The 19,381-nt window shown below is 42.4% G+C and carries 27 protein-coding genes, 1 tRNA gene and 3 pseudogenes; 19 read left to right on the top strand and 12 right to left on the bottom strand.

The features are described from left to right. Positions 1 to 78 precede the first annotated feature (78 nt). Together CCS41_RS06400 and CCS41_RS06395 are read left to right on the top strand one after the other, a co-directional pair. Positions 79 to 1,101: an IS630 family transposase gene (locus tag CCS41_RS06400; protein WP_119797384.1), complete on the top strand. Its 1,023-nt coding sequence runs from the start codon at positions 79 to 81 to the stop codon at positions 1,099 to 1,101. Between the two features lie 223 nt (positions 1,102 to 1,324). Continuing rightward, entirely contained in the window at positions 1,325 to 1,918 is a 594-nt protein-coding gene (locus CCS41_RS06395; RefSeq protein WP_119797383.1) for a BRO-N domain-containing protein, read from the top strand. 197 nt (positions 1,919 to 2,115) lie between these two features. Here CCS41_RS06395 and tnpA read toward each other — a convergent pair whose 3' ends face one another. Continuing rightward, positions 2,116 to 2,547: an IS200/IS605 family transposase gene (tnpA, locus tag CCS41_RS06390; RefSeq protein WP_119797021.1), complete on the bottom strand. Its 432-nt coding sequence runs from the start codon at positions 2,545 to 2,547 to the stop codon at positions 2,116 to 2,118. Positions 2,548 to 2,894: 347 nt separating this feature from the next. On the opposite strand from tnpA, the gene CCS41_RS16550 reads away from it, so the two are divergent. The 8 genes from CCS41_RS16550 (at position 2,895) to CCS41_RS06360 (ending at position 7,285) form a co-directional block, all read left to right on the top strand. After that, entirely contained in the window at positions 2,895 to 3,248 is a 354-nt protein-coding gene (locus tag CCS41_RS16550; protein WP_240313864.1) for a Rha family transcriptional regulator, read from the top strand. Positions 3,249 to 3,275: 27 nt separating this feature from the next. Beyond that, positions 3,276 to 3,659, top strand: coding sequence for a phage antirepressor KilAC domain-containing protein (locus CCS41_RS16545; RefSeq protein WP_240313813.1), 384 nt, complete (start codon positions 3,276 to 3,278; stop codon positions 3,657 to 3,659). A gap of 167 nt (positions 3,660 to 3,826) precedes the next feature. Continuing rightward, positions 3,827 to 4,090 carry a helix-turn-helix transcriptional regulator gene (locus CCS41_RS06380; protein WP_119797145.1) on the top strand — a complete coding sequence of 88 codons (264 nt, stop codon included), beginning with the start codon at positions 3,827 to 3,829 and terminating at the stop codon, positions 4,088 to 4,090. Positions 4,091 to 4,489: 399 nt separating this feature from the next. Next, complete coding sequence (locus tag CCS41_RS06375; protein WP_240313814.1) at positions 4,490 to 5,128, top strand: helix-turn-helix transcriptional regulator; 639 nt, start codon at positions 4,490 to 4,492, stop codon at positions 5,126 to 5,128. 11 nt (positions 5,129 to 5,139) lie between these two features. Further along, entirely contained in the window at positions 5,140 to 5,283 is a 144-nt protein-coding gene (locus CCS41_RS15615) for a hypothetical protein (protein ID WP_162860011.1), read from the top strand. A 103-nt stretch (positions 5,284 to 5,386) separates the two neighbouring features. Then, on the top strand, positions 5,387 to 5,584 hold the full coding sequence (locus CCS41_RS06370) for a hypothetical protein (protein WP_119797382.1): 198 nt from the start codon (positions 5,387 to 5,389) through the stop codon (positions 5,582 to 5,584). Between the two features lie 343 nt (positions 5,585 to 5,927). Then, positions 5,928 to 6,266, top strand: a complete 339-nt coding sequence (locus CCS41_RS16540; protein WP_119797381.1) for a helix-turn-helix domain-containing protein — start codon at positions 5,928 to 5,930, stop codon at positions 6,264 to 6,266. Then, a complete protein-coding gene (locus CCS41_RS06360) occupies positions 6,152 to 7,285 on the top strand; it encodes a tyrosine-type recombinase/integrase (RefSeq protein WP_240313899.1) in 1,134 nt (377 codons plus the stop codon). Before CCS41_RS16540 ends, CCS41_RS06360 begins: the two co-directional genes overlap by 115 nt. A 34-nt stretch (positions 7,286 to 7,319) precedes the next feature. Here the strand turns inward: CCS41_RS06360 and CCS41_RS15610 are convergent. Continuing rightward, a tRNA-Ser gene (locus CCS41_RS15610) sits at positions 7,320 to 7,416 on the bottom strand. 234 nt (positions 7,417 to 7,650) lie between these two features. Beyond that, positions 7,651 to 7,836 (bottom strand): hypothetical protein, encoded by a 186-nt coding sequence (locus CCS41_RS06355; protein ID WP_119797379.1) that lies wholly within the window; start codon positions 7,834 to 7,836, stop codon positions 7,651 to 7,653. Positions 7,837 to 8,218: 382 nt separating this feature from the next. On the opposite strand from CCS41_RS06355, the gene CCS41_RS06350 reads away from it, so the two are divergent. Both CCS41_RS06350 and CCS41_RS17640 read left to right on the top strand, forming a co-directional pair. Next, positions 8,219 to 9,055, top strand: coding sequence for a hypothetical protein (locus CCS41_RS06350; protein ID WP_119797083.1), 837 nt, complete (start codon positions 8,219 to 8,221; stop codon positions 9,053 to 9,055). Between the two features lie 132 nt (positions 9,056 to 9,187). Then, positions 9,188 to 9,520 carry a YopT-type cysteine protease domain-containing protein gene (locus CCS41_RS17640; RefSeq protein WP_119797084.1) on the top strand — a complete coding sequence of 111 codons (333 nt, stop codon included), beginning with the start codon at positions 9,188 to 9,190 and terminating at the stop codon, positions 9,518 to 9,520. Between the two features lie 164 nt (positions 9,521 to 9,684). On the opposite strand, the pseudogene CCS41_RS06340 reads toward CCS41_RS17640, so the two are convergent. Both CCS41_RS06340 and CCS41_RS06335 read right to left on the bottom strand, forming a co-directional pair. Then, positions 9,685 to 10,508, bottom strand: a pseudogene (locus tag CCS41_RS06340) (IS5 family transposase). 236 nt (positions 10,509 to 10,744) lie between these two features. Beyond that, positions 10,745 to 11,047 carry a hypothetical protein gene (locus tag CCS41_RS06335; protein WP_162860010.1) on the bottom strand — a complete coding sequence of 101 codons (303 nt, stop codon included), beginning with the start codon at positions 11,045 to 11,047 and terminating at the stop codon, positions 10,745 to 10,747. 63 nt (positions 11,048 to 11,110) lie between these two features. On the opposite strand from CCS41_RS06335, the gene CCS41_RS06330 reads away from it, so the two are divergent. Beyond that, on the top strand, positions 11,111 to 12,133 hold the full coding sequence (locus CCS41_RS06330) for an IS630 family transposase (protein WP_119797377.1): 1,023 nt from the start codon (positions 11,111 to 11,113) through the stop codon (positions 12,131 to 12,133). A 9-nt stretch (positions 12,134 to 12,142) separates the two neighbouring features. Beyond that, positions 12,143 to 12,331 (top strand): annotated as a pseudogene (locus tag CCS41_RS06325) (IS701 family transposase); the annotation flags it as partial. 19 nt (positions 12,332 to 12,350) lie between these two features. On the opposite strand, the pseudogene CCS41_RS06320 reads toward CCS41_RS06325, so the two are convergent. Both CCS41_RS06320 and CCS41_RS06315 read right to left on the bottom strand, forming a co-directional pair. Beyond that, a pseudogene (locus CCS41_RS06320) lies at positions 12,351 to 12,473 on the bottom strand (DNA adenine methylase); the annotation flags it as partial. 212 nt (positions 12,474 to 12,685) lie between these two features. Continuing rightward, positions 12,686 to 12,886 (bottom strand): Arc family DNA-binding protein, encoded by a 201-nt coding sequence (locus tag CCS41_RS06315; RefSeq protein WP_119797376.1) that lies wholly within the window; start codon positions 12,884 to 12,886, stop codon positions 12,686 to 12,688. A gap of 90 nt (positions 12,887 to 12,976) precedes the next feature. Between CCS41_RS06315 and CCS41_RS06310 the strand changes: the two genes are divergently transcribed. Then, on the top strand, positions 12,977 to 13,255 hold the full coding sequence (locus CCS41_RS06310) for an Arc family DNA-binding protein (RefSeq protein WP_119797375.1): 279 nt from the start codon (positions 12,977 to 12,979) through the stop codon (positions 13,253 to 13,255). Positions 13,256 to 13,409: 154 nt separating this feature from the next. Continuing rightward, positions 13,410 to 13,727, top strand: a complete 318-nt coding sequence (locus CCS41_RS06305) for an Arc family DNA-binding protein (RefSeq protein ID WP_119797374.1) — start codon at positions 13,410 to 13,412, stop codon at positions 13,725 to 13,727. A 193-nt stretch (positions 13,728 to 13,920) separates the two neighbouring features. Here CCS41_RS06305 and CCS41_RS06300 read toward each other — a convergent pair whose 3' ends face one another. The 5 genes from CCS41_RS06300 to CCS41_RS06280 form a co-directional block, all read right to left on the bottom strand. Next, complete coding sequence (locus CCS41_RS06300; protein ID WP_162860008.1) at positions 13,921 to 14,085, bottom strand: hypothetical protein; 165 nt, start codon at positions 14,083 to 14,085, stop codon at positions 13,921 to 13,923. Between the two features lie 45 nt (positions 14,086 to 14,130). Continuing rightward, the gene (locus tag CCS41_RS06295; RefSeq protein WP_119797734.1) at positions 14,131 to 15,003 is read right to left on the bottom strand and encodes an ATP-binding protein; all 873 of its coding nucleotides are present in this window, start codon (positions 15,001 to 15,003) and stop codon (positions 14,131 to 14,133) included. Between the two features lie 4 nt (positions 15,004 to 15,007). After that, positions 15,008 to 15,877, bottom strand: coding sequence for a helix-turn-helix domain-containing protein (locus CCS41_RS06290; protein ID WP_119797372.1), 870 nt, complete (start codon positions 15,875 to 15,877; stop codon positions 15,008 to 15,010). A gap of 70 nt (positions 15,878 to 15,947) precedes the next feature. Continuing rightward, positions 15,948 to 16,394 carry a YmfL family putative regulatory protein gene (locus CCS41_RS06285; RefSeq protein WP_119797371.1) on the bottom strand — a complete coding sequence of 149 codons (447 nt, stop codon included), beginning with the start codon at positions 16,392 to 16,394 and terminating at the stop codon, positions 15,948 to 15,950. Positions 16,395 to 16,445: 51 nt separating this feature from the next. Next, entirely contained in the window at positions 16,446 to 16,682 is a 237-nt protein-coding gene (locus CCS41_RS06280; protein WP_119797370.1) for a transcriptional regulator, read from the bottom strand. A gap of 103 nt (positions 16,683 to 16,785) precedes the next feature. Between CCS41_RS06280 and CCS41_RS06275 the strand changes: the two genes are divergently transcribed. The 3 genes from CCS41_RS06275 to ptsG all read left to right on the top strand — a co-directional run bounded on the left by CCS41_RS06275 (position 16,786) and on the right by ptsG (position 19,370). After that, positions 16,786 to 17,199 (top strand): helix-turn-helix domain-containing protein, encoded by a 414-nt coding sequence (locus CCS41_RS06275; RefSeq protein ID WP_162860007.1) that lies wholly within the window; start codon positions 16,786 to 16,788, stop codon positions 17,197 to 17,199. Positions 17,200 to 17,590: 391 nt separating this feature from the next. Continuing rightward, on the top strand, positions 17,591 to 17,914 hold the full coding sequence (locus tag CCS41_RS06270; protein ID WP_119797368.1) for a transcriptional antitermination N peptide: 324 nt from the start codon (positions 17,591 to 17,593) through the stop codon (positions 17,912 to 17,914). A gap of 55 nt (positions 17,915 to 17,969) precedes the next feature. Further along, positions 17,970 to 19,370 (top strand): PTS glucose transporter subunit IIBC, encoded by a 1,401-nt coding sequence (gene ptsG, locus CCS41_RS06265; RefSeq protein ID WP_119797346.1) that lies wholly within the window; start codon positions 17,970 to 17,972, stop codon positions 19,368 to 19,370. The last annotated feature ends 11 nt before the right edge of the window (positions 19,371 to 19,381 follow it).

The following is a 19,381-nucleotide window of genomic DNA, read 5'->3' as shown; positions in this document are numbered from 1 at the left end:
ATATATATATTCATAGTATATACCCGTGATCAATGAAGATGCTTGATTTTGAAGTCGATAAGGATCATGCTCATAGCCATGAAAATAGAGCTGACTGCTGACCAGAAAATTACCCTCGAAGCCCAACATCGTCAAAGCCATGACCGCCGTGTCTGTGACAGGATCCGGTGTGTTTTGTTGTCCGCAGACGGCTGGACTCCCCCTATGATTGCTCACTCACAGCTCATTAATGAAACCACGGTGCGGCGCCACCTTACAGACTATCATAAACTCAACAAGCTCAAGCCTGAAAATGGCGGCTCCGATGGCTATCTCAATGCGGAACAGACCACGTCGCTGGTTGAACATCTCACCCAGCAGCTCTACCACCACAATCACCAAATTGTGGCCTATATCGCTGGACGCTGGAACATCACCTTTACCGTATCAGGTCTGTATAAAGGGTTGAAGCAGCATGGCTTTAGCTATAAAAAGCCGAAAGGTGTTCCGCATAAATTTGCCGTTGAGAAACAGCAGCAATTTATAAAGACCTACAGCGAATTGAAAGACGCCGCGGGTAATGACCCCATACTGTTTATTGATGCCGTTCATCCGACACAAACCACCAAAATAAGCTACGGCTGGATACGAAAAGGCCAGGATAAAACGATAGAGACCACCGGGAGCAGAACGCGGTTGAATATCATGGGAGCCTTGAACATCCAGAATGTGGCTAACCCCATAATCCGTGATGATGAGACGATTAACAGCGAAAATGTGGTTCACTTCCTGTCTGCCATTCGCGCGCATTATCCCATCACGACAACGGCACATGTGATCCTCGAGGGTGCAGGCTATCACCGTTCACAGCTTGTGCAAGACGCCGCGCTTACGTTGAATATCCAGCTTCATTACCTTCCGCCGTATAGCCCGAATCTAAACCCGATAGAGCGATTGTGGAAGGTGATGAATGAGCAAACACGAAACAATAGATATTACCCATCTAAACAGAGTTTTAAGAACGATATCTTAAACTTCTTTGAAGTGAAGCTACCACAAATGGCAAGTTCTCTGGTATCTCGCTTAAACGATAATTTCCAGGCGCTAAATCCTGCATCTTGATTTCACTTGGGTATAGGTGCTCAAATCACCTTACACAGCGGTAACCGCATCCGACATCTCGCGGATTTTTTATGTCCAAAATATTATTTTGATATGGTCGGGCGTGCGGCTAATACAACACCTCTGCCGAGGAGGGAATACGCCCGCCGACTGTGTACGGTTTTGAGCACCCGACCACCCTCTCAAAAAGGGTTTAATCAAAATATTGCACAGGACACAAAAAATGACTATTCAACTCACTTTCCGTAGCTATCAGTTCGAACTCATTACCCGCGATAACAAAGTTTGGTTTACATCTGTTCAACTCATTCAAGCACTGGAATATGTGGATGAAAGCGCAGTAAATCGTATTTACGCTCGCCATTCTGATGAATTTTCTTCCTGTATGACAACCTCGGTCAAATTGACCGAGAACGGAATAAACAATAGCTTGCGTGAAATTGACACCCGCCTTTTTTCCCTGCGGGGTGCGCATCTGGTAGCTATGTTTGCTCGTACTCCAGTAGCCAAAGAGTTCAGAAAGTGGGTGCTAGATATTCTGGATAATGAAATGGATAATGTGAGTCTACAGTCGGTAACATTTGGCAAACTCGCCCAGCTAGAAATCGATTGCTATCATATTCAAGCATTTATGAAACATTTCACCGTCATTTCTGATTCGTGGTGGCATGAAATATATCCAGCATTAGTAAAACTAAATTCACCCTTAGCCTGTCGTCTTTATGACCGTTTCAAAGATGGAATGGTATTCGCCAATTTTGTTAATAGAAGCCTAAACGCCCAGCTCTCCACTGGCACAACACCAAGACGTAATTAATCTTCCACCCCTGTAACGTACAGGGGTTTTATGAATCGCAATTCATTTGTGAGAATTTCTGCATGCCAAATATCATTAATATTCATCAACAATCCCCATTAAGCCCCGAAAAGTAAATATCCCCCGGCAAAGCCGGGGGCTTTAATTATTAGCCCCTAGAAGAGGCCAACAAACCTTGAACCGCCTGAAGGCGGTCATTACATCCTAAGCTTCAATTGTTCATAATGATTGTCTTGTTTTTCTTGGTATCGAATGTAAGCTCGTATCAGCTCTTCGTTCAAACCCACTGTAGATACAAAGTAACCTCTAGCCCAAAAATTCTCACCACTATAATTCCGGACTTTACCCATAAACCGTCGTACGATTGAGATTGCACTTTTTCCTTTTAGATAACCCATTACATATGACACTGAATATTTCGGCGGAATACTTATGCAAATATGGATATGATCAATCATCAAATGTCCTTCAATAATTTTGCATTCCTTCTGACTTGCTAACTCGTGAAACATCTCACCGAGATGCTTTCTAATTTCACCAAATATTGTTTTTTTACGGCCTTTCGGGATAAAAACAATGTGATACTTACAATCCCATTTCGTATGGCTAAGACTCTGGTAATCTTTCATTTGAATTTCCTATCTCTTGGTCGAGATAGAAGATTCGGGTGACCGCACCACACGGTCAAACCTTACGGAGTCCCCCGGCAAAGCCGGGGGATTACCTAATTTTATTTACCGGTGATCACCTACCACAAGCAGCGGGTTATCACCACCGAACAGCATTATCACAAGGTAGAAGGTGAAGAGCTTAAAGCGTTCAGGAACCAATTGACAGTCAATCGATTAATAAACATACAGCACGCTGGAGTCATCCCAAGATGGGTATCTTTTCGGTTATCGGGTGGGAAGTGCCCGCAAATCACACTTCACTTATGAGTTAATCACCACATAAATTCAGGATAAGGAATTTCTCCATGTCAAATGCCATCACTATCTATCAACAGGTAAAAATGTCTAGCCGTGAAATTGCTCGACTAACGGGTAAACAGCATAAACATGTTCTCGATGATTGTCGCAAAATGTTCGAATCGATCAACATTCAATCGGCCGAGTTTTCGGCTGATTATAAAGACACCAGTGGTCGCACCTATCAAGAGTATTTGCTTGACCAGGATTTAACCATGACACTGGTCATGGGTTACAGTATTCAATTTCGCCATAGAGTCGCCACTCGCTGGCGAGAGCTGGAAGAGAAAGCAACGCGGCCTGTCTGCATATTACCTAATTTCGAAGACCCCCCTGTTGCGGCTATAGCATGGGCAGAATAGTTTCGTGAAAAAACCAGGTTAGTTTTAGTGAACAAAGAACAGGAAGCGGAATTACAGGAGTTGAAGAACCTGTTTAAGGAAGGAATAACGACCACTCAGTTTTGCAAAATGCTCAACGGTATTAACACACAACAGATTAATCACTGTTTGGCAGAAAGGAATTGGCTTTATAACGAAAGTAAATCCCATACCCGGTGGCGTGCAACCTCTTATGCGCGTGACCGATATTTAACGGAACATCAACATAAAATCAGCATTCATAACGGTGATGACTTTATCAAGTACCAACCGGTTTTATTGCGCAAGGGCGCAATCCGATTATTTGACCTCTACCGCAAAAATAAGTTGCCAATGAAAACCCATTGGGACGGGCAATTTACACACACCAAAGAACTCAATATTGCGTCATAAATCATAAACCCACGGAGTCACTCACCATGAAAAAATAAATAGCTACAACAAGTTGCAAATAGCGACGGTGACGCAATCACCGTTTTATATCACTTAACCCTAGCGCTAACAGAGGTGGCTCGAACCACCCCTGTCAGCTAACCACCATAACCTCATGGGAGGCTACAATGGCTAACATCGATATTACCCAATTTCCTGAATTACGGGAAGTGTTTCCTGAATTAACACCGGTGCAATTTGAAACGGCGATGCTGTTCTCTTTGGGCGTGTCACAAAAAGAAATTTCAGAATTGCGATCAATCTCATACAAAGTTGTGAAACAGACCCTGGAGGCGGCAAAAATCAAATTTGAGCCTCGTTCACTTCATGGTCTACTCACTATCTTCCATGTGCGTCTTGTGCTGTTTGCTTTGCAGCAATGTGTAAAATGAACGGACTCTGGTTCTGTTAAATAGCAACAGCAAACCCGTACTACAAAATAAAAAAGGAGCATAGGTGCCTTTAAGGCACCTACGGCATCCTGTTTATTCCCTTTAGCATTATCTGGCTTAAGTAATTAATACGTTCCAATCTGCATTGGAAAAAAGGCGCATTTTTAACGCAAAAGCCGATGTTACTTCAAAGGAGAAACCGTGATGAACAATCCCGTGATTGAAAACGTTGTATGCTGGATGACGGTGCCTTTTCTCATCCTATTAGCCCCGCTTATTTTAATATCGGTTATCTATTTTATTCGCGACTCATGTGCACGAAAAAAAACAAAAAAAAACTCATAGAATAATTTATGAATAAGATTAACTTGTCGTTACGTTCATTGTCTCTGACATCAAATGATGGAAAATAGTCAAGATGTTTGGGGAATAAAAAACTGTGACTCACGGTTTATTTATACCAATCGTGCTTTTTTTGACTTTTTCAATTTGCCACAAGGATTTGATGTGATAGGGCGGCGTGATGATGAACTTCCTACGTGTATTGCAGAATTTTCTTTAATAACTCAAAAATTGGAAAGAGAGGTTATAAAAAGCGGGCAAAAAATTACCCTCATTAAAACGCATTTTTTTGATCGTGAACAGAAACTGCAACCTTATTTATACGAAACTTTTCCGTTGCATAATAAAAGAAAGAAATGCATCGGCACCGTTTTTTATGGCAGAAAACTGGCTATTATTTCACTGCCACACTACGTGGACAAGCTGACTGCCACGCTATTATTGGAACCGCCCTCGAATCTCTTCACACAATCTGAACTGAGGATAGTCTTTTATTTATTACGCACGATGAGTGCCAAGGAAATAGGTAAAAAATTGGCACGTTCTCATCGCACAATAGAAAATAGAATTCGTATTCTATACCAAAAAGCGAAAGTGCATTCATTGCGAGACTTTAAACATTTTTGTCATCAAACCGGCTTTGACCGCACTGTTCCCCACGCGTTTATACGTCCTGGGATACAGTGTATTGAGTAGGAGATTTTCTTATGAGCAACAGACAGAGCAGAGCGAGAAAACGAGCGTTAAAAGATAAGGTCTTGGAAGCTAAGCGAAATGAAAATAAAAATTGGTTTAATCGATTAAGGCTTTGGTTCAAGAAGAAAAAAAAGCCTACACATCGATTGCCATAAAACCATTTTATTGTTTCTTCGAAAAATAATGCGTTTAACGTAGGGCTGCTCCTTGTCATATAAGTGGAATGTTTACATGTTATCTCTAAAAAAAGGAAGCGTTATGTTACAAGACGTGATGAAAGAACCGTCAGAGATGATTTATATTGGCGCGACACTCCACCAAGCACTTGAAACCTTTGCCGCGTCTGTCAGCGCTCATTGTGGATACAGTATAACAGCGGATCATTTTGCTCAATACCTTGTCGACCATTATGGTGAAATAGCTCAAGACACGATGATTGCCACATTGAAAAATTAAAAACATGTGCTTATTGCATCACTTTACTGATAGAAAACCTTCTATATAGAACAGGATAAATTAATGAGTTCACGTTCGTTCATCGAATAAGTTTAAAGAATGTGCATATCAACCGGATTTAGTCACACTATTTCCTGCAACCTTACTTAGATAAAGTTTTTATAACCAATAACCCTATCCTGGCAGAGAAAGTTTGCCAGGATTTTTTTATTCCTTAAATAACGTGGAGGTCAGTTAAATCTAGCTTATTTCCGCTGATTCATGAGGCCCAAACTATTTTTTCACTTCGGTGCAGATGAATTGATGACGTTTTTAACATGGATAAAGGATTAATAAACAGACAATGGATGAAGATACACGATTAACGCTAAAGGGTGCGGCTGAATTATTGGGCCTGTCCCCCAGGACAGTGAGCAAAATTATCAAATCGGGTGCGCTCTTCGGGCGGCGTTCAGACGGAAAGGGTGGGAAGTATATGATCCTGAAATCAGCCTGTATTGACTATCTGCGCAATCCACAAGCACGTGGAGGTGATGACACTTTTAAAGGAGGCAAACGATGCCACTCATACTCAGAGGGGGAATATGGCACTGCCATTTCTTTACCTCGACAGGCAAAAGAATTAGGCGATCGCTTGGTACAAAGGACAAGAAGCAAGCAAAGGAGTTGTATGACCGTTTGAAATCAGAGGCATGGCGTGTTGATCATCTGGATGATCTGCCAGTGAGAACCTTTGATGAATGTTGTCTACGCTGGCTGGATGAGAAGAGCCACAAACGTAGCCTGGACGATGATAAAACAAAAATCGAATTTTTCTTGCTGCATTTTTCGGGGCGAGATGTGTCAAGTATCACCGTGGAGCAAGTATTTTTAGCCCTCTCAACATTGACTAACCGAAAACACCGGCAACTATGGGAATCGAAACGGGACGCAGCAATCAGGAAAAATTTCTCTGTCCCCGAATACGAGCCTAAACCGGTTTCTCTTGCGACAAAAAGTCAATACCTGTCATTCATTCGTGGACTCTTTAGGATAATCGCTAATGAATGGAACTGGATCAAATCAGCACCGGTTATAAAAGCTAAGAAACCGGTCAACAAGCGGATACGATGGCTCACGACCGATGAGGCCACCCGGCTCATCGACTGTATGCCAGACAGTATTAAACCGGTAGTTATTTTTGCGCTGGCTACGGGGTTAAGGCGCTCAAATATACTGGATTTGGAATGGTCACAGATTGATATGCGAAGAAAAGTGGCCTGGGTCAACCCAGAAAATGCCAAAGCAGGGAAGGCGATTGGGGTTGCTTTAAATGAGACGGCGTGCAATGTGTTACGGGGTCAGCGAGGCAAACACGCGCGCTGGGTGTTTGTCCATACGGTTGCGAAAACGCGATCTGATGGCACCTTGACGCCTGCAATCAGGAAAATGCGCGTTGACGACAATGCAGCCTGGTATACTGGATTGAAGCGAGCGGGGATCACGGATTTCCGCTTTCACGATTTGCGGCACACCTGGGCGAGTTGGCTGATTCAGTCTGGCGTACCATTGAATGCGTTGCAAGAAATGGGCGGCTGGGAATCGGTTGAAATGGTGCGCAGATATGCTCATTTAGCACCCAGTCATTTAACGGAACACGCGAAGCAACTGGATCCGCTTTTGCGAGTTTACGACACAAATACGACACAGGATGATTTTTAACTTAAAAAAAAGGGTGCTAACCTATTGATTTACTTGGTGCGCCCTACAGGATTCGAACCTGTGACCTACGGCTTAGAAGGCCGTTGGTAAAATTATAATATATTGATTTAAAACAAAATAACTGCATTCGCAATATAACAAACCATCAAAAAACATCAATAACCATCAGTCTCCCTCAAATCGCCGTGGCACGTTTATGGCACGTAATATAATTCCCTATCATTGCACTTCCACAGACTTCCCCTCTTCGTTTTTGATTTCCCAGCCAGACTCACTCCATAAAAGTTTCCCTTTTCACTTACTATTTTTGCCGAGATTTTTACCACTTAGTTCAAAATATAAAATTCGTACTCGTCTGAGTATTCTCACAACGATTTCAAATTAACCTCCAAGACTGTATCCTCTGGCGTAGGCAATATCGACAGACTTACCTTCACATCAATAATACCAACCGGCGGTTTTTTCCAATAGGATTTAATATCCCGATGATGCGATGATGCGATGATGCGATGATGCGATGATGCGATGGTCTGATTGGCACTGACCATCATTCTGGCAGTGTCACCGGTGATGCCGAAAAAACTGTAGATTTTCGACTTAACTACAACTGTAGTATTTTGCCAAAGAAGGGCAACTGCACTGGGTAGTGTGAAGCCTGTTCCTGTAAGTCGACTCAAGAAGGCCTAGTCCTATCTCTAGTACAGCACCATAACTTACGTTCATGTTCGTGACACACATTAATTTAGTAAAACCTACTTATTATTAACTATAAAATTTATGGTATTAAATTTAATCGTGACTAATTTAATATTATATTGTGGCTTTGCCATTGTTATTCATCATATTCTTATCAGGATCATTTGTTCTCTCCTCTATTATAGTAGGCAGTAATTAATTAACCATAGATAATTTACAGTATATATCGTAAATAACATGCCAATAACAGACAATAATTTTTCATTAGCCAGAAAAGAAACAAATAAGGTATTAAGTAATCAACATCATACCTCTAAAAGTACTTTGCAAAGAATTGTTGAAGTTTCTCAAAGTGTGGAGGAACTTACAAAAAATTTAATACAAAAAGTGAAAGAAAATCCGCAACAAGATATATCCATTACAGAATATCAGGAAAATAGCCATTATCTTGATAAAGAAACTATTGCTTCTCTTAAAAAACTGGCGGAACGTTATAATGGATTCTACAAAATGGCATTTTGTCAGGCTGATTTTACTAGTCGTTCTTTAAAAAATCTAGAGCTAGCAACGCGCGGGGTGTGTTCTCCACTTGTGGAGACTTGGTTAGGTATGCGTGATCCGTTGCTGCAAAATAATTTTTTCAATTTTATAAAAACAGAAGATGGAGCTAAAAAAATAGCACAACTAAATATAAAAACATTAATTACATTCACTAAAAATGAAACACAGGATGAATATGAACTTAGATATTTTTCTGAAGACAATAGAAAATTAATTGAATTGATTAAATATTTCGGTGAGAATGATAGCGATATAATTAAATTAGCAAAAGAAAATGTTTTTATAAAAAATAAAGAAAGTATTAGAGAGCTAGTCAGTATTTTTAATAAAAATCATAAAGAATTTGTTGAGTTTGTTAAAATCATAGCCCAAGATGATAGTTTCATAAATAAATTAGTAAATAAACATAATATTATAAATGATGAAAAAATAACTGAATCATTAGTTCAATATTATAGTCTACACAAGTCAGAAATACATGATTTGGTACTAGAAGCTTACCTTACAAAATAAGATATAATTGGATCAGCAGTTCAATATTGTTCTGATCATAATGAAAAAATAGTTAACTTATTAAAGCGATATAATAGAAATAGCAATCCAGGTGATAAAAAAATACATATAAAACACAATATAATAGATGGAATGTATGAAATAGACGAAAAAAAATACTGTTTTAGCCATATTAACGATCTAGAATCAAAATTGGGTAAGAACGCAATAGCAACATTAGAGCTACCCATTAGCGATGGTAGATATTACCTTACAATCCGTCCTTATAATGAAAAGAGACTTCATGCTGTTGGAATGTATATTGATATAAAGTCCAACACTTTTCAATTTTTTGATCCTAATTTTGGAGAATTTTTGTTTAGTTCTATTAATGATATGCAAAAATTTTTCAGGACCTTTACTATGCATAATGATACATACGACCTATCTGATTTAACTGTACAAACCTTTAGCCCGATAAACTAACCATAGGCGTTGCTGCCTGGCTCACCTTCAAAGCAACGTATTACGCTAAAAGTTCTGTCTACAACAGTCGATAATCCTTTACCTAGTAGTACATAATCTACGTAACCTGTTACTTTGTTTTTCAACTTGCTTATTCTTCAGTAGACCTCTTCGGAAACTCTCATTTATCTAATTTCCATGTTATAAATTGCTGCAATCAGATTAAATCGTAATCCAAACCGTTTTCGCCTGTTTTGATAACGATCTGATACAATTTTAAATCGTTTAATCATACCAATGACATTTTCGTTTAATACACGCAGGCTTGATAACTTACGATTGTTGCGTTTATCTTCTTGTGTTAAAAGATTTTTCTTTGTCTTTTTCTTAGGCAACGCCGAGTTTGAATGAATCTTGCCAAGCCCTTGGTAACCTGTATCTGTCACTGTTTTGATTTCAGGATGTATTCGCACACCAGACTCCTTGAACAACCTAAAATCATGGCGCCTCCCATTAGTAAATGGTTGTACAGATGACTGCTTTGCTTTTTTTATCGACGATCACTTGGGTTTTTAAGGTGGGTCGTTTCTTTTTTCCTGAGTAAAACTGCTTTTGTTTTTTTTGGACGTTCAATCGGCGTTTCTGTGGCATCAATAAGAACGAGCTCATACTCCCTATCACTTTTTAATAAAGCTTTGTGTCCAGGTAGGGCAAAATCAGGATGCTTTATTAGCGTATTCTCTATCCATTTAATCGTTTCATAGCATGTGCTCTCACTCACCCCATCGCTTTGGCTGACAGGAAAATAAGTGCGATATTCCCGTAGATACTCAAGGGCCATTAATAAGCGCTCTTCCAAACACAGCTTAGGTTTCCGACCTCCTTTTCCTTGCTTACACTTATCTGCTTCATTCAATATCTTTATCATCTTTTCAAATGTACTGCGTTTAATTCCGGTTAAGCGCCGAAATTTTTCCTCTTCCAGTACCTTGAGTCCCTCATATTTCATAGGGGCTCCTTGTTCAGGAGATTTTTAACAAAATTCCTACATGAATGCTAGTTTCCGAAGAAGTCTAGTGAATCCAGCGTTGTGACTTCTCTTGCAGAAGAGCTTCCTACCAACAAACTATCTACCTGCTAGTAAAAAATACAGTGGTAGCACGTTGTTACTCAGAACTCACATGATTGCCAATAAGCAATCATGTAATATTCTGCTTTTTAATTTATTTTAAAATGGAAAATAAATTAGGCGTATTGACCAGGAGGCACAGCATGTGAAGCTGGTTTTATTCCTGACGTGTTCCCTTTGGGCCAAGGGTAAACATTTCTTCCACTATTTTGGCGATTTTCAATTTGTGGACTAGAGCTTTCAGATTTTTTAACATCTTTTGCTTGACCATTACATCCAACACCATGTTGTTCGTGGAAACATTTATGAGAACGATGTCCGTTTTTTATATAGAATTCTGCTGCAGCGGCATGATCAACCATATATGGAGATTCTGAGGATCCCTTTTCCAACTGTGAAGGTGCTTTTTCTTGGGACATAGCTATACCCGTGATCAATGAAGATGCTTGATTTTGAAGTCGATAAGGATCATGCTCATAGCCATGAAAATAGAGCTGACTGCTGACCAGAAAATTACCCTCGAAGCCCAACATCGTCAAAGCCATGACCGCCGTGTCTGTGACAGGATCCGGTGTGTTTTGTTGTCCGCAGACGGCTGGACTCCCCCTATGATTGCTCACTCACAGCTCATTAATGAAACCACGGTGCGGCGCCACCTTACAGACTATCATAAACTCAACAAGCTCAAGCCTGAAAATGGCGGCTCCGATGGCTATCTCAATGCGGAACAGACCACGTCGCTGGTTGAACATCTCACCCAGCAGCTCTACCACCACAATCACCAAATTGTGGCCTATATCGCTGGACGCTGGAACATCACCTTTACCGTATCAGGTCTGTATAAAGGGTTGAAGCAGCATGGCTTTAGCTATAAAAAGCCGAAAGGTGTTCCGCATAAATTTGCCGTTGAGAAACAGCAGCAATTTATAAAGACCTACAGCGAATTGAAAGACGCCGCGGGTAATGACCCCATACTGTTTATTGATGCCGTTCATCCGACACAAGCCACCAAAATAAGCTACGGCTGGATACGAAAAGGCCAGGATAAAACGATAGAGACCACCGGGAGCAGAACGCGGTTGAATATCATGGGAGCCTTGAACATCCAGAATGTGGCTAACCCCATAATCCGTGATGATGAGACGATTAACAGCGAAAATGTGGTTCACTTCCTGTCTGCCATTCGCGCGCATTATCCCATCACGACAACGGCACATGTGATCCTCGAGGGTGCAGGCTATCACCGTTCACAGCTTGTGCAAGACGCCGCGCTTACGTTGAATATCCAGCTTCATTACCTTCCGCCGTATAGCCCGAATCTAAACCCGATAGAGCGATTGTGGAAGGTGATGAATGAGCAAACACGAAACAATAGATATTACCCATCTAAACAGAGTTTTAAGAACGATATCTTAAACTTCTTTGAGGTGAAGCTACCACAAATGGCAAGTTCTCTGGTATCTCGCTTAAACGATAATTTCCAGGCGCTAAATCCTGCATCTTGATTTCACTTGGGTATAGAACGCTGTCAGGCCCGCACGGGCCGGGCGCAAAGAAATCATATTTTTCTAGCCATTGCTGCCTGGTTTGAACAACATAAACGCCGTCTGTCCGAAAAAATAACTCTTTACCAACAAAATTGGGCTGTCATTAAAAACGCTATTACTACACACATCAGAGCACTATTGGCTACACCAGGTTAGATTCGTGCGAAACTCATGCAAAACATGAACTTTGCAGGTAATAAAAACACGCCGCCCGTTGAATGTCGGTGAGTGTTTCTTCCGGTATCTGCTGTAACCAGGCAAAGACTTGTCTGCTTGATAACGCCCATTTAATTCTTCTTACAGAGACACCCAAAAAATCCTTCTTCATTTGCTTAAAACTTATATCTGAGTTCGAGATAAGCCTGACTCATTGAAATTATTATGATATAAGGCTTCATTGGAGTGTATGGTTCACCGTTGTAATCAACAACGAAAAGTTGAGCACCATGAAAGGGGACTATAATGGTGACGTTACTTTGAGTATTTGCTATAGTTGTCATGTTCGGTTCCTTAAGCAGTCTCGGACGGATTAAAAACCTCAGCGGTTGTCGCCACTGGGGTTTTGCTGTTTTTTGATATGTGATCTTTTAGGATTTGGGTAATTTCAGAGTTCATAGAACGTCCATGTTTTGCTGCAATATTTTTGATTGCCTCCATAAATTCCTTTGGCATCCTAATGTTAAATTGTGGTGTAGCTCTTGTTCCTATCATATTGACCTCATATTGGTATCACCGTGATACGCTTTAAAACATAACAGCACGGTGATATCATGTCAATATATTAATTAAGTGGAGATACCTATGGCTCGTTCCGAACCACAAATTAACATTCGTCTTCCGCAAAATTTGAAAGATCAAGTTCATGAATTAGCGGCATTAAATAAGCGATCAGTTAACGCTGAAGTAATTGCAGCAATTGAATTAGTAATAGAAAGAAATATCCTAAAAAATAGGAATCCTGAATCAATTAAAAATCTTTATAAAAAAAAACAACTCAAAATTGAAAAGCAAGAAGAATTTAATAAAAGACTTAAGAAGCTTGAAGAAGAACTCGCTTCAATTAAATTAGGTAAGAAGTAGCTAAAAAATAATTTATTGAATATTTTCAAAAACGAAGTTGGTTGTCATGTTCTGCCCCTGTTGGGGGGGGTAATTCCACCACCGTTGAAACTAATTTGCGTATACTGTCAAGTTAATCCTATGCTATCTCAAGTTGAATTTTTACAGGTGTGTTATGAGTAAATTTCCTAGCCAATTACAAGACAAATTTAATTTGCGCTTACCGCATGGTATGCGTGATGCTATAGCAGAACTAGCCAAACAAAATTGTCGCTCGATGAATTCAGAAATAGTCCAGATCCTTCATGATGCAATGGTGAATTCAGGTATAGGCATCTCCCATAAAGTAGCAGCCGGTTTAGATGTGCAGCTTACTGATGAAGATACGTTTCTGTGGGTTAAGCATTTACAGCGACCAGAACACGCCCCAGAACTTGAAACGTTAGGGCGCGTGATAAAAAAAATGACTGAAGAGATCAAAAAATCTCAATAATCGCAGAAGTACGGATATGCTTATGCAGCCACCAGTAAATCATGTATACGCCCCGCAACATAAGCTTCTGCACGTGCGAGGTAGGCTGAAATATACTTATGATCTTTCTTTACCCTCCGCCCTATCGCCCTGCATGACACTTTGCCTCGATAATGAACAACAATAATTTCGTAAGCGAGCAAATCAAAAGATTTTAGACTCCTACTGCCTGGTCAACAATCTTCCCCTCCTCGTCGCTCAACCACGGACGGCTATCACCTTCCTGTTGACATAAAGGCCAGCATGCTTTGAACTCCGTACCAATTCGTGAACTACTCCAATTACCCCAAGCTGCGAGTAAATCTTTTACGTGCTTCATGCCCCCTCCCATGCCGTTATCACCCATGCCACCGGTTAGTTTTTATTACACCGCTCTTGCCCGATAGCTCTCCCAGGTAAACGCCAAGGTACAGCCGCCACCTTCGTTCATTCTGTCTAACACCCGCTCTCCGAGGTAAGTTGTTAAGTCTTCTTTCGGCAAATTGCTCAGCAGCAGCGTCGGTTTCATGTTTTCATAGCGGGTGTTGATGATTTCAAATAAAATCAGCTTTTCCGCCTCACTGCCAAACTGCACACCGATTTCATCGATAATCAACATGTCAACACCGGTGTAGTGTTTAATCACCTCGGATTCGGTTTTGGTGGCGTCTTTCGCCCAGGTGCTTTTGACATCTCGAGTAATACGTAGCGCTGACGTCAGGACGACCGAGGCGTGGTGTGTCGTAATGATGTGTTTAGCAATCGCAACCGCCAGATGATTTTTTCCGGTACCGGGCTTGCCGCACATCACCAATCCACCGCCTTGGGCTAAGCGCTCAGACCATTTTTGTGCATAGGCCTGGCATACCTTCTGGCAACGCAAGGATTCCGCATTAACCGGCTGATAAGAGTCAAAACTGGCAGTGGCAAAACGAGCAGGGATACCCGTCTGGCTCAGCAAATTTTTAATCAATTGGGCCTGATTTCGCTGCTGGTCTGAGGCGATATTCTTTTTCAATACGGTGATTTTTTCGTGTAAACACGCCGGACAGTCCGTTTTCTGTTGTACTTTGACGAGGCCATGCAGGGTTCGACAGCGTTGTTCAAAAGCCCCGTGTTGTGGGCAGAGGACCTCTGCTACATCAATCCGAACCCCTGCTATTTCCTTCAGCGGGGCACGGGCACTTTTCAACCGGTCTTCAAGAAAAGTGAGGTCTTGCTGCTGACGCGAATTTTCTATTTTTTCAATGACATTCATCACATTACCCTTCCATCCACGCCGGAAATACCGTGGTACCGTAGTCTTTTTTAGCGAAGTGTTCGCCAGAAACCCGTTTGAATGTGGTGCCATCCGCTGCCCGTTTGTTCTGGTAATTCAGTTTCTGACTGGCGGTGCAGAACCAGCTTTTGGGCGTGTCGTGGCGGAATTCTAAATCTAATCGCGTCAGCTCGTAGACCAAGTCCAAATGCGGGAATAGTGTTTGCCAGCTGTCGAAATCCTGCGGGGTCAGGCGGATTATTTTCCCCTCGAAGGCGTAACGGCTCGCTAGGTTGTGCACCGTGGCAGTCTGAGTGTCTGCGGAAGGGGAATTACGCTGAGCAGGAAAACAGCCAGGGTTGGGGATGGGCTCTTCTGGCTTGATGGAAAACCTTTCCGCCTCGATTGCACAAATTTCACTCGTGGTTGGGGTGTTAGGTTCTATGACAGGTTCTATGACTGGTTCAAAAGAGTGACTGATTCTGGGTGTCCCAGATTCACCACCCCCTGGTGTTCCAGATTTACTACTTAGTGTTATAGATTCATCACCTGATGAAAATGCTACACCACCTGGGGCAGGACATTCACCCCCAACTTGAGTGGCTTTATTTAGTGTCAAATGGTAAACATTGGATTTATTCAACCCATGGTCAGTTTTACGAAATTCAATCCACAGTAAGCCGTCAATCACCAATCGTTGGATATGTTTTTGTACAGAGCGATCTGTCGTTTCACACTGATGAGCGATGTAGGGCACCGAAGGCCAACATTCTCCTTGGTCGTTAGCATTATCGGCTAACTTCAGTAAAATCAATTTTCTTATCGGATTACCCACTTTGATACCCATGGCTTGTGCCATTAAATTCATGCTCATTTTCTATTTCCTATGCGACGTTTTTAATCGTTTTCAGGCAGCCTGCTTCAAGCCGTTTAGTAGCGGGGTTTTACTTGCCGTAAACCAGGAGTGTGGCTCTGACTTCGGAGTCTCGCATTGCCATATGTTTACGGTGAGCTTCAATGATTTTCTGCTTTTCTTTTTCATCAACCGCACCGTCATTGTTAATCGCATCCAATATCAGCTTATCCACCGCACTGCGCTTAATTGTGGTGTGTAGCCCCATGTGGTGTAGTTCCACCGTATCGACGTCATCGGCTGAAGGGATAGGGACGACGAGGGCTTCTGACCGTTCGGCGAAATATTCTGCTACTAGAGTTGATTGGCTCAACGTTTGTAGTGCTTGTAATTCATCGATGCTAAAGAATCGACAGCCTTTGCTTTCATACAGTCGATTGTTAAACTTGACTTCCGATACTCCAAGATAAGCCGCTGCAACACTCCTTCCACCGTCAATACGCTCACATATCCGGTTAATTAATGCACGTTTGTCCATAATTTCAGTACTGCCCCTGTAGTTATGTTTATGTTCACGTTATGAGAAAGTTCACTCTACTTGATGTTTATCCAGAGGTAGTCCATCGGTTGGGTTTGGGTAAACGTTGGGATTTAATTCGTGGGGTGTCACTTGCCAAGCCAATACTTTGCACAAGCAGATGATTTTTTTGGGAGGCACTCCATTCTTTAACCACAAACTAATAGTCTGTGGTTCGTACCCCAAACAACTAGCGATTTCAGTTTGGCTGGCAATGCCAGCAATACGTTTTTTGATTTGATGGTTCATAAATGCCTCTTTAATTAAAAAATCGCAGATTACAAGAAAATAATGATTTATGCAAGATACTATTAAAATGATAAAAACAAGAAAACCTTGTAGAATGTTCATCATGAAAAATGAAACTGTTATAAATTCGGCATGCCGAATCACTCAGCTGTTAAAAAAAAGAGACTGGAGTCAATCCGATCTAGCTAGACTGCTTGGGGTCACACCTCAGGCCGTACAACAGTGGGTGAAAGGTATCAGTTCGCCACGAGGTGGAAATCTTGCAAAGCTTTCAGAGGTAAGCGGTTTACCGAAATATTGGTTTTTTATGGATAGTCAGGGTGGTGTGTCAACATCATATGAACAGATCGATCAGCTTGAGGGAACAAATGAACAACATAAAATACTCATTAGACTTTTTGATAGTCTCCCTGAGATCGAGAAAAAACAATTGATTAAATCACTTTATGAAAAACAGCAATATTACGATCAGCTTCTTGAAGAGCTTGCTACTGCTCGCGGAAAAAATATAATCTGATCGTTCCCCTCCTTTTCTCATCATGACTATGAACCCTGCCTGTGCAGGGTTTTTTTTGTATTTTTACAATAGTTTACAATTATATATTCACAATAATACACGACTTATTTAAATTAAAATTTGCTAAATACAATTTAATGTTGTAAATTTATCTCATCAACACGGCAAGCACCCCGCGAAGCAGGCAAGGAAAGCCCATGAAGTAGCCGTCCGAGGCGCATGAAAATCGGAATGATTCGCGAAATAGAATGCCCGATATACCCCGCACAGGCGGATGCTCTTTAACAATTTAGAATTTGGTAGCACTGACAAAGTGCACCCTTGCGTTCACCCGTTGATTTCTGAATAGGTTGTGTCACCAGCTTATCCAGAAATCAATCGGAGGTAAGTTATGGCAACGATTATTTACAAGCCATCGAAACGCAAAGCAATGTATGGCGGTAATGCCAAATACCGCAGACATCAACGCCGTAAAGCGGAAGCCCTCTCTCGTGAGGCGATCGAAAACAGCCTTGATCGGAGAGGGGGCGATCACGCAAAAATAGTGCGTGCTCAACCTCGCTCGGATGTAGATCGGGCAATTGCTCTAGCGACGGCCTTCCCTTTACGTCAAAAGCCGCAGGACAGTATGTACAATCGGCTGATGCCAAGAGCCTGGTTATTTTCTGTGCGAGGAACAAGCCGAACAAAAAAGGCTATTACCGTTTCTGCTTAGCAGAGGTTTTATTACAACACAGCCCCAGGCTGTCCTACCTATTGGAGTGACTATCATGTTAAAACAAAGCTTTGCTCATCTACAAAAGGTGGGGCAGTCTTTGATGCTGCCCGTTTCTGTTCTGCCGGTCGCCGGTTTATTGCTCGGTTTAGGGTCTGCGGGGTTTGCTTGGCTCCCTGTCACCGTTTCACATCTAATGGCCGAGGCCGGTGGGACCGTATTTGCTCATCTGCCGCTGCTGTTTGCTCTGGGTGTCGCGCTCGGCTTGACTCAAAATGACGGCGTGTGCGCCCTGGCGGTGATTGTCGCGTACGCCATCATGGTAAAAATGTTGGCGATTGTGGCACCCTCTGTTGATACCGGTGTATTCGGTGGCATGGTGATGGGCGGGGTCGTCGCTGTGCTGTTTAATCGCTTCCATAACCTCCGTGTCCCCGCGTATCTGGGCTTTTTTGCCGGTAAACGTACGGTGCCGATTATTGCAGGTATCATGGCTATCCCGGTTGCCTTGCTATTGGCATTGATGTGGTCACCTATCGGACAGAGCATTGAGGCCTTTTCACATTGGGCGATAGTACAAAATCCTGAGCTGGCTTTTGGTGTGCACGGCATGGTGCAACGGACGCTGATCCCCTTGGGCTTGCACCATATCTGGAATGTGCCTTTTCATATGCAAATCGGGGAGTATACCAATGCCACAGGGCAGGTTTTTCACGGAGATATCCCCCGTTATATCGCCGGCGACCCTACCGCAGGGCAACTGGCGGGCGGCTTTTTGTTTAAGATGTACGGGTTGCCCGCCGCTGCATTGGCTATCTGGCACACCGCCAAACCGGAGAACAGAGCGAAAATCGGCGCACTCATGGGGTCTGCCGCATTAACCTCCTTTTTAACCGGCATTACCGAACCGATTGAATTTGCCTTTATGTTCGTTGCCCCGCTGTTGTATGTCATGCATATCCTGCTGTCAGGCTTGGCCTTTTCTCTGGCAATTGCGCTAGAAATGCGTCACGGTACCAGTTTTTCACACGGGCTGATTGATTTTATTGTGCTCAGTCCGCAGGCCAACCGTGTGTGGCTGTTTCCGGTCGTTGGCCTCGCGTATGCCACGCTGTATTACGGGTTATTTCGCCTGCTGATTGTACGTTTTGACCTCAAAACCCCGGGGCGTGAAGCCGGTTTATTACCCTACGTGCAGCAGGATACCCCTATCACCCCGTTGCTTATCCAGGCCTTTGGCGGCAAAGACAACATTACCGCTCTCAACGCTTGCATCACGCGATTGCGGGTCAGCGTGAAAAACAGCAAACAGGTGAATCAACACGCACTCAAGACCTTAGGTGCACAGGCGGTGATTGTGCTCGGTTCCGGCGTGCAAGCCATTTTCGGTGCCCAATCTGAGCAGCTTAAAACCGCGATGGCATTACAGCTCAACACCCCGCAAACACCGCATTAATTTTCTTTTTT

It is taken from the genome of Candidatus Fukatsuia symbiotica (genome assembly GCF_003122425.1).
Taxonomy (GTDB): domain Bacteria; phylum Pseudomonadota; class Gammaproteobacteria; order Enterobacterales; family Enterobacteriaceae; genus Fukatsuia; species Fukatsuia symbiotica.
This window is presented reverse-complemented; position numbering and strand designations above follow the sequence as displayed.

Excerpts from the sequence above, each read along its gene's own strand:
- CCS41_RS06400 (WP_119797384.1), top strand. The coding sequence starts at position 79 with ATGAAAATAGAGCTGACTGCTGACCAGAAAATTACCCTCGAAGCCCAA.
- CCS41_RS06395 (WP_119797383.1), top strand. The coding sequence starts at position 1,325 with ATGACTATTCAACTCACTTTCCGTAGCTATCAGTTCGAACTCATTACC.
- tnpA (WP_119797021.1), bottom strand. The coding sequence starts at position 2,547 with ATGAAAGATTACCAGAGTCTTAGCCATACGAAATGGGATTGTAAGTAT.
- CCS41_RS16550 (WP_240313864.1), top strand. The coding sequence starts at position 2,895 with ATGTCAAATGCCATCACTATCTATCAACAGGTAAAAATGTCTAGCCGT.
- CCS41_RS06380 (WP_119797145.1), top strand. The coding sequence starts at position 3,827 with ATGGCTAACATCGATATTACCCAATTTCCTGAATTACGGGAAGTGTTT.
- CCS41_RS06375 (WP_240313814.1), top strand. The coding sequence starts at position 4,490 with ATGATGGAAAATAGTCAAGATGTTTGGGGAATAAAAAACTGTGACTCA.
- CCS41_RS15615 (WP_162860011.1), top strand. The coding sequence starts at position 5,140 with ATGAGCAACAGACAGAGCAGAGCGAGAAAACGAGCGTTAAAAGATAAG.
- CCS41_RS06370 (WP_119797382.1), top strand. The coding sequence starts at position 5,387 with ATGTTACAAGACGTGATGAAAGAACCGTCAGAGATGATTTATATTGGC.
- CCS41_RS16540 (WP_119797381.1), top strand. The coding sequence starts at position 5,928 with ATGGATGAAGATACACGATTAACGCTAAAGGGTGCGGCTGAATTATTG.
- CCS41_RS06355 (WP_119797379.1), bottom strand. The coding sequence starts at position 7,836 with ATGATGGTCAGTGCCAATCAGACCATCGCATCATCGCATCATCGCATC.
- CCS41_RS06350 (WP_119797083.1), top strand. The coding sequence starts at position 8,219 with ATGCCAATAACAGACAATAATTTTTCATTAGCCAGAAAAGAAACAAAT.
- CCS41_RS17640 (WP_119797084.1), top strand. The coding sequence starts at position 9,188 with ATGTATGAAATAGACGAAAAAAAATACTGTTTTAGCCATATTAACGAT.
- CCS41_RS06335 (WP_162860010.1), bottom strand. The coding sequence starts at position 11,047 with ATGTCCCAAGAAAAAGCACCTTCACAGTTGGAAAAGGGATCCTCAGAA.
- CCS41_RS06330 (WP_119797377.1), top strand. The coding sequence starts at position 11,111 with ATGAAAATAGAGCTGACTGCTGACCAGAAAATTACCCTCGAAGCCCAA.
- CCS41_RS06315 (WP_119797376.1), bottom strand. The coding sequence starts at position 12,886 with ATGATAGGAACAAGAGCTACACCACAATTTAACATTAGGATGCCAAAG.
- CCS41_RS06310 (WP_119797375.1), top strand. The coding sequence starts at position 12,977 with ATGGCTCGTTCCGAACCACAAATTAACATTCGTCTTCCGCAAAATTTG.
- CCS41_RS06305 (WP_119797374.1), top strand. The coding sequence starts at position 13,410 with ATGAGTAAATTTCCTAGCCAATTACAAGACAAATTTAATTTGCGCTTA.
- CCS41_RS06300 (WP_162860008.1), bottom strand. The coding sequence starts at position 14,085 with ATGAAGCACGTAAAAGATTTACTCGCAGCTTGGGGTAATTGGAGTAGT.
- CCS41_RS06295 (WP_119797734.1), bottom strand. The coding sequence starts at position 15,003 with ATGAATGTCATTGAAAAAATAGAAAATTCGCGTCAGCAGCAAGACCTC.
- CCS41_RS06290 (WP_119797372.1), bottom strand. The coding sequence starts at position 15,877 with ATGAGCATGAATTTAATGGCACAAGCCATGGGTATCAAAGTGGGTAAT.
- CCS41_RS06285 (WP_119797371.1), bottom strand. The coding sequence starts at position 16,394 with ATGGACAAACGTGCATTAATTAACCGGATATGTGAGCGTATTGACGGT.
- CCS41_RS06280 (WP_119797370.1), bottom strand. The coding sequence starts at position 16,682 with ATGAACCATCAAATCAAAAAACGTATTGCTGGCATTGCCAGCCAAACT.
- CCS41_RS06275 (WP_162860007.1), top strand. The coding sequence starts at position 16,786 with ATGAAAAATGAAACTGTTATAAATTCGGCATGCCGAATCACTCAGCTG.
- CCS41_RS06270 (WP_119797368.1), top strand. The coding sequence starts at position 17,591 with ATGGCAACGATTATTTACAAGCCATCGAAACGCAAAGCAATGTATGGC.
- ptsG (WP_119797346.1), top strand. The coding sequence starts at position 17,970 with ATGTTAAAACAAAGCTTTGCTCATCTACAAAAGGTGGGGCAGTCTTTG.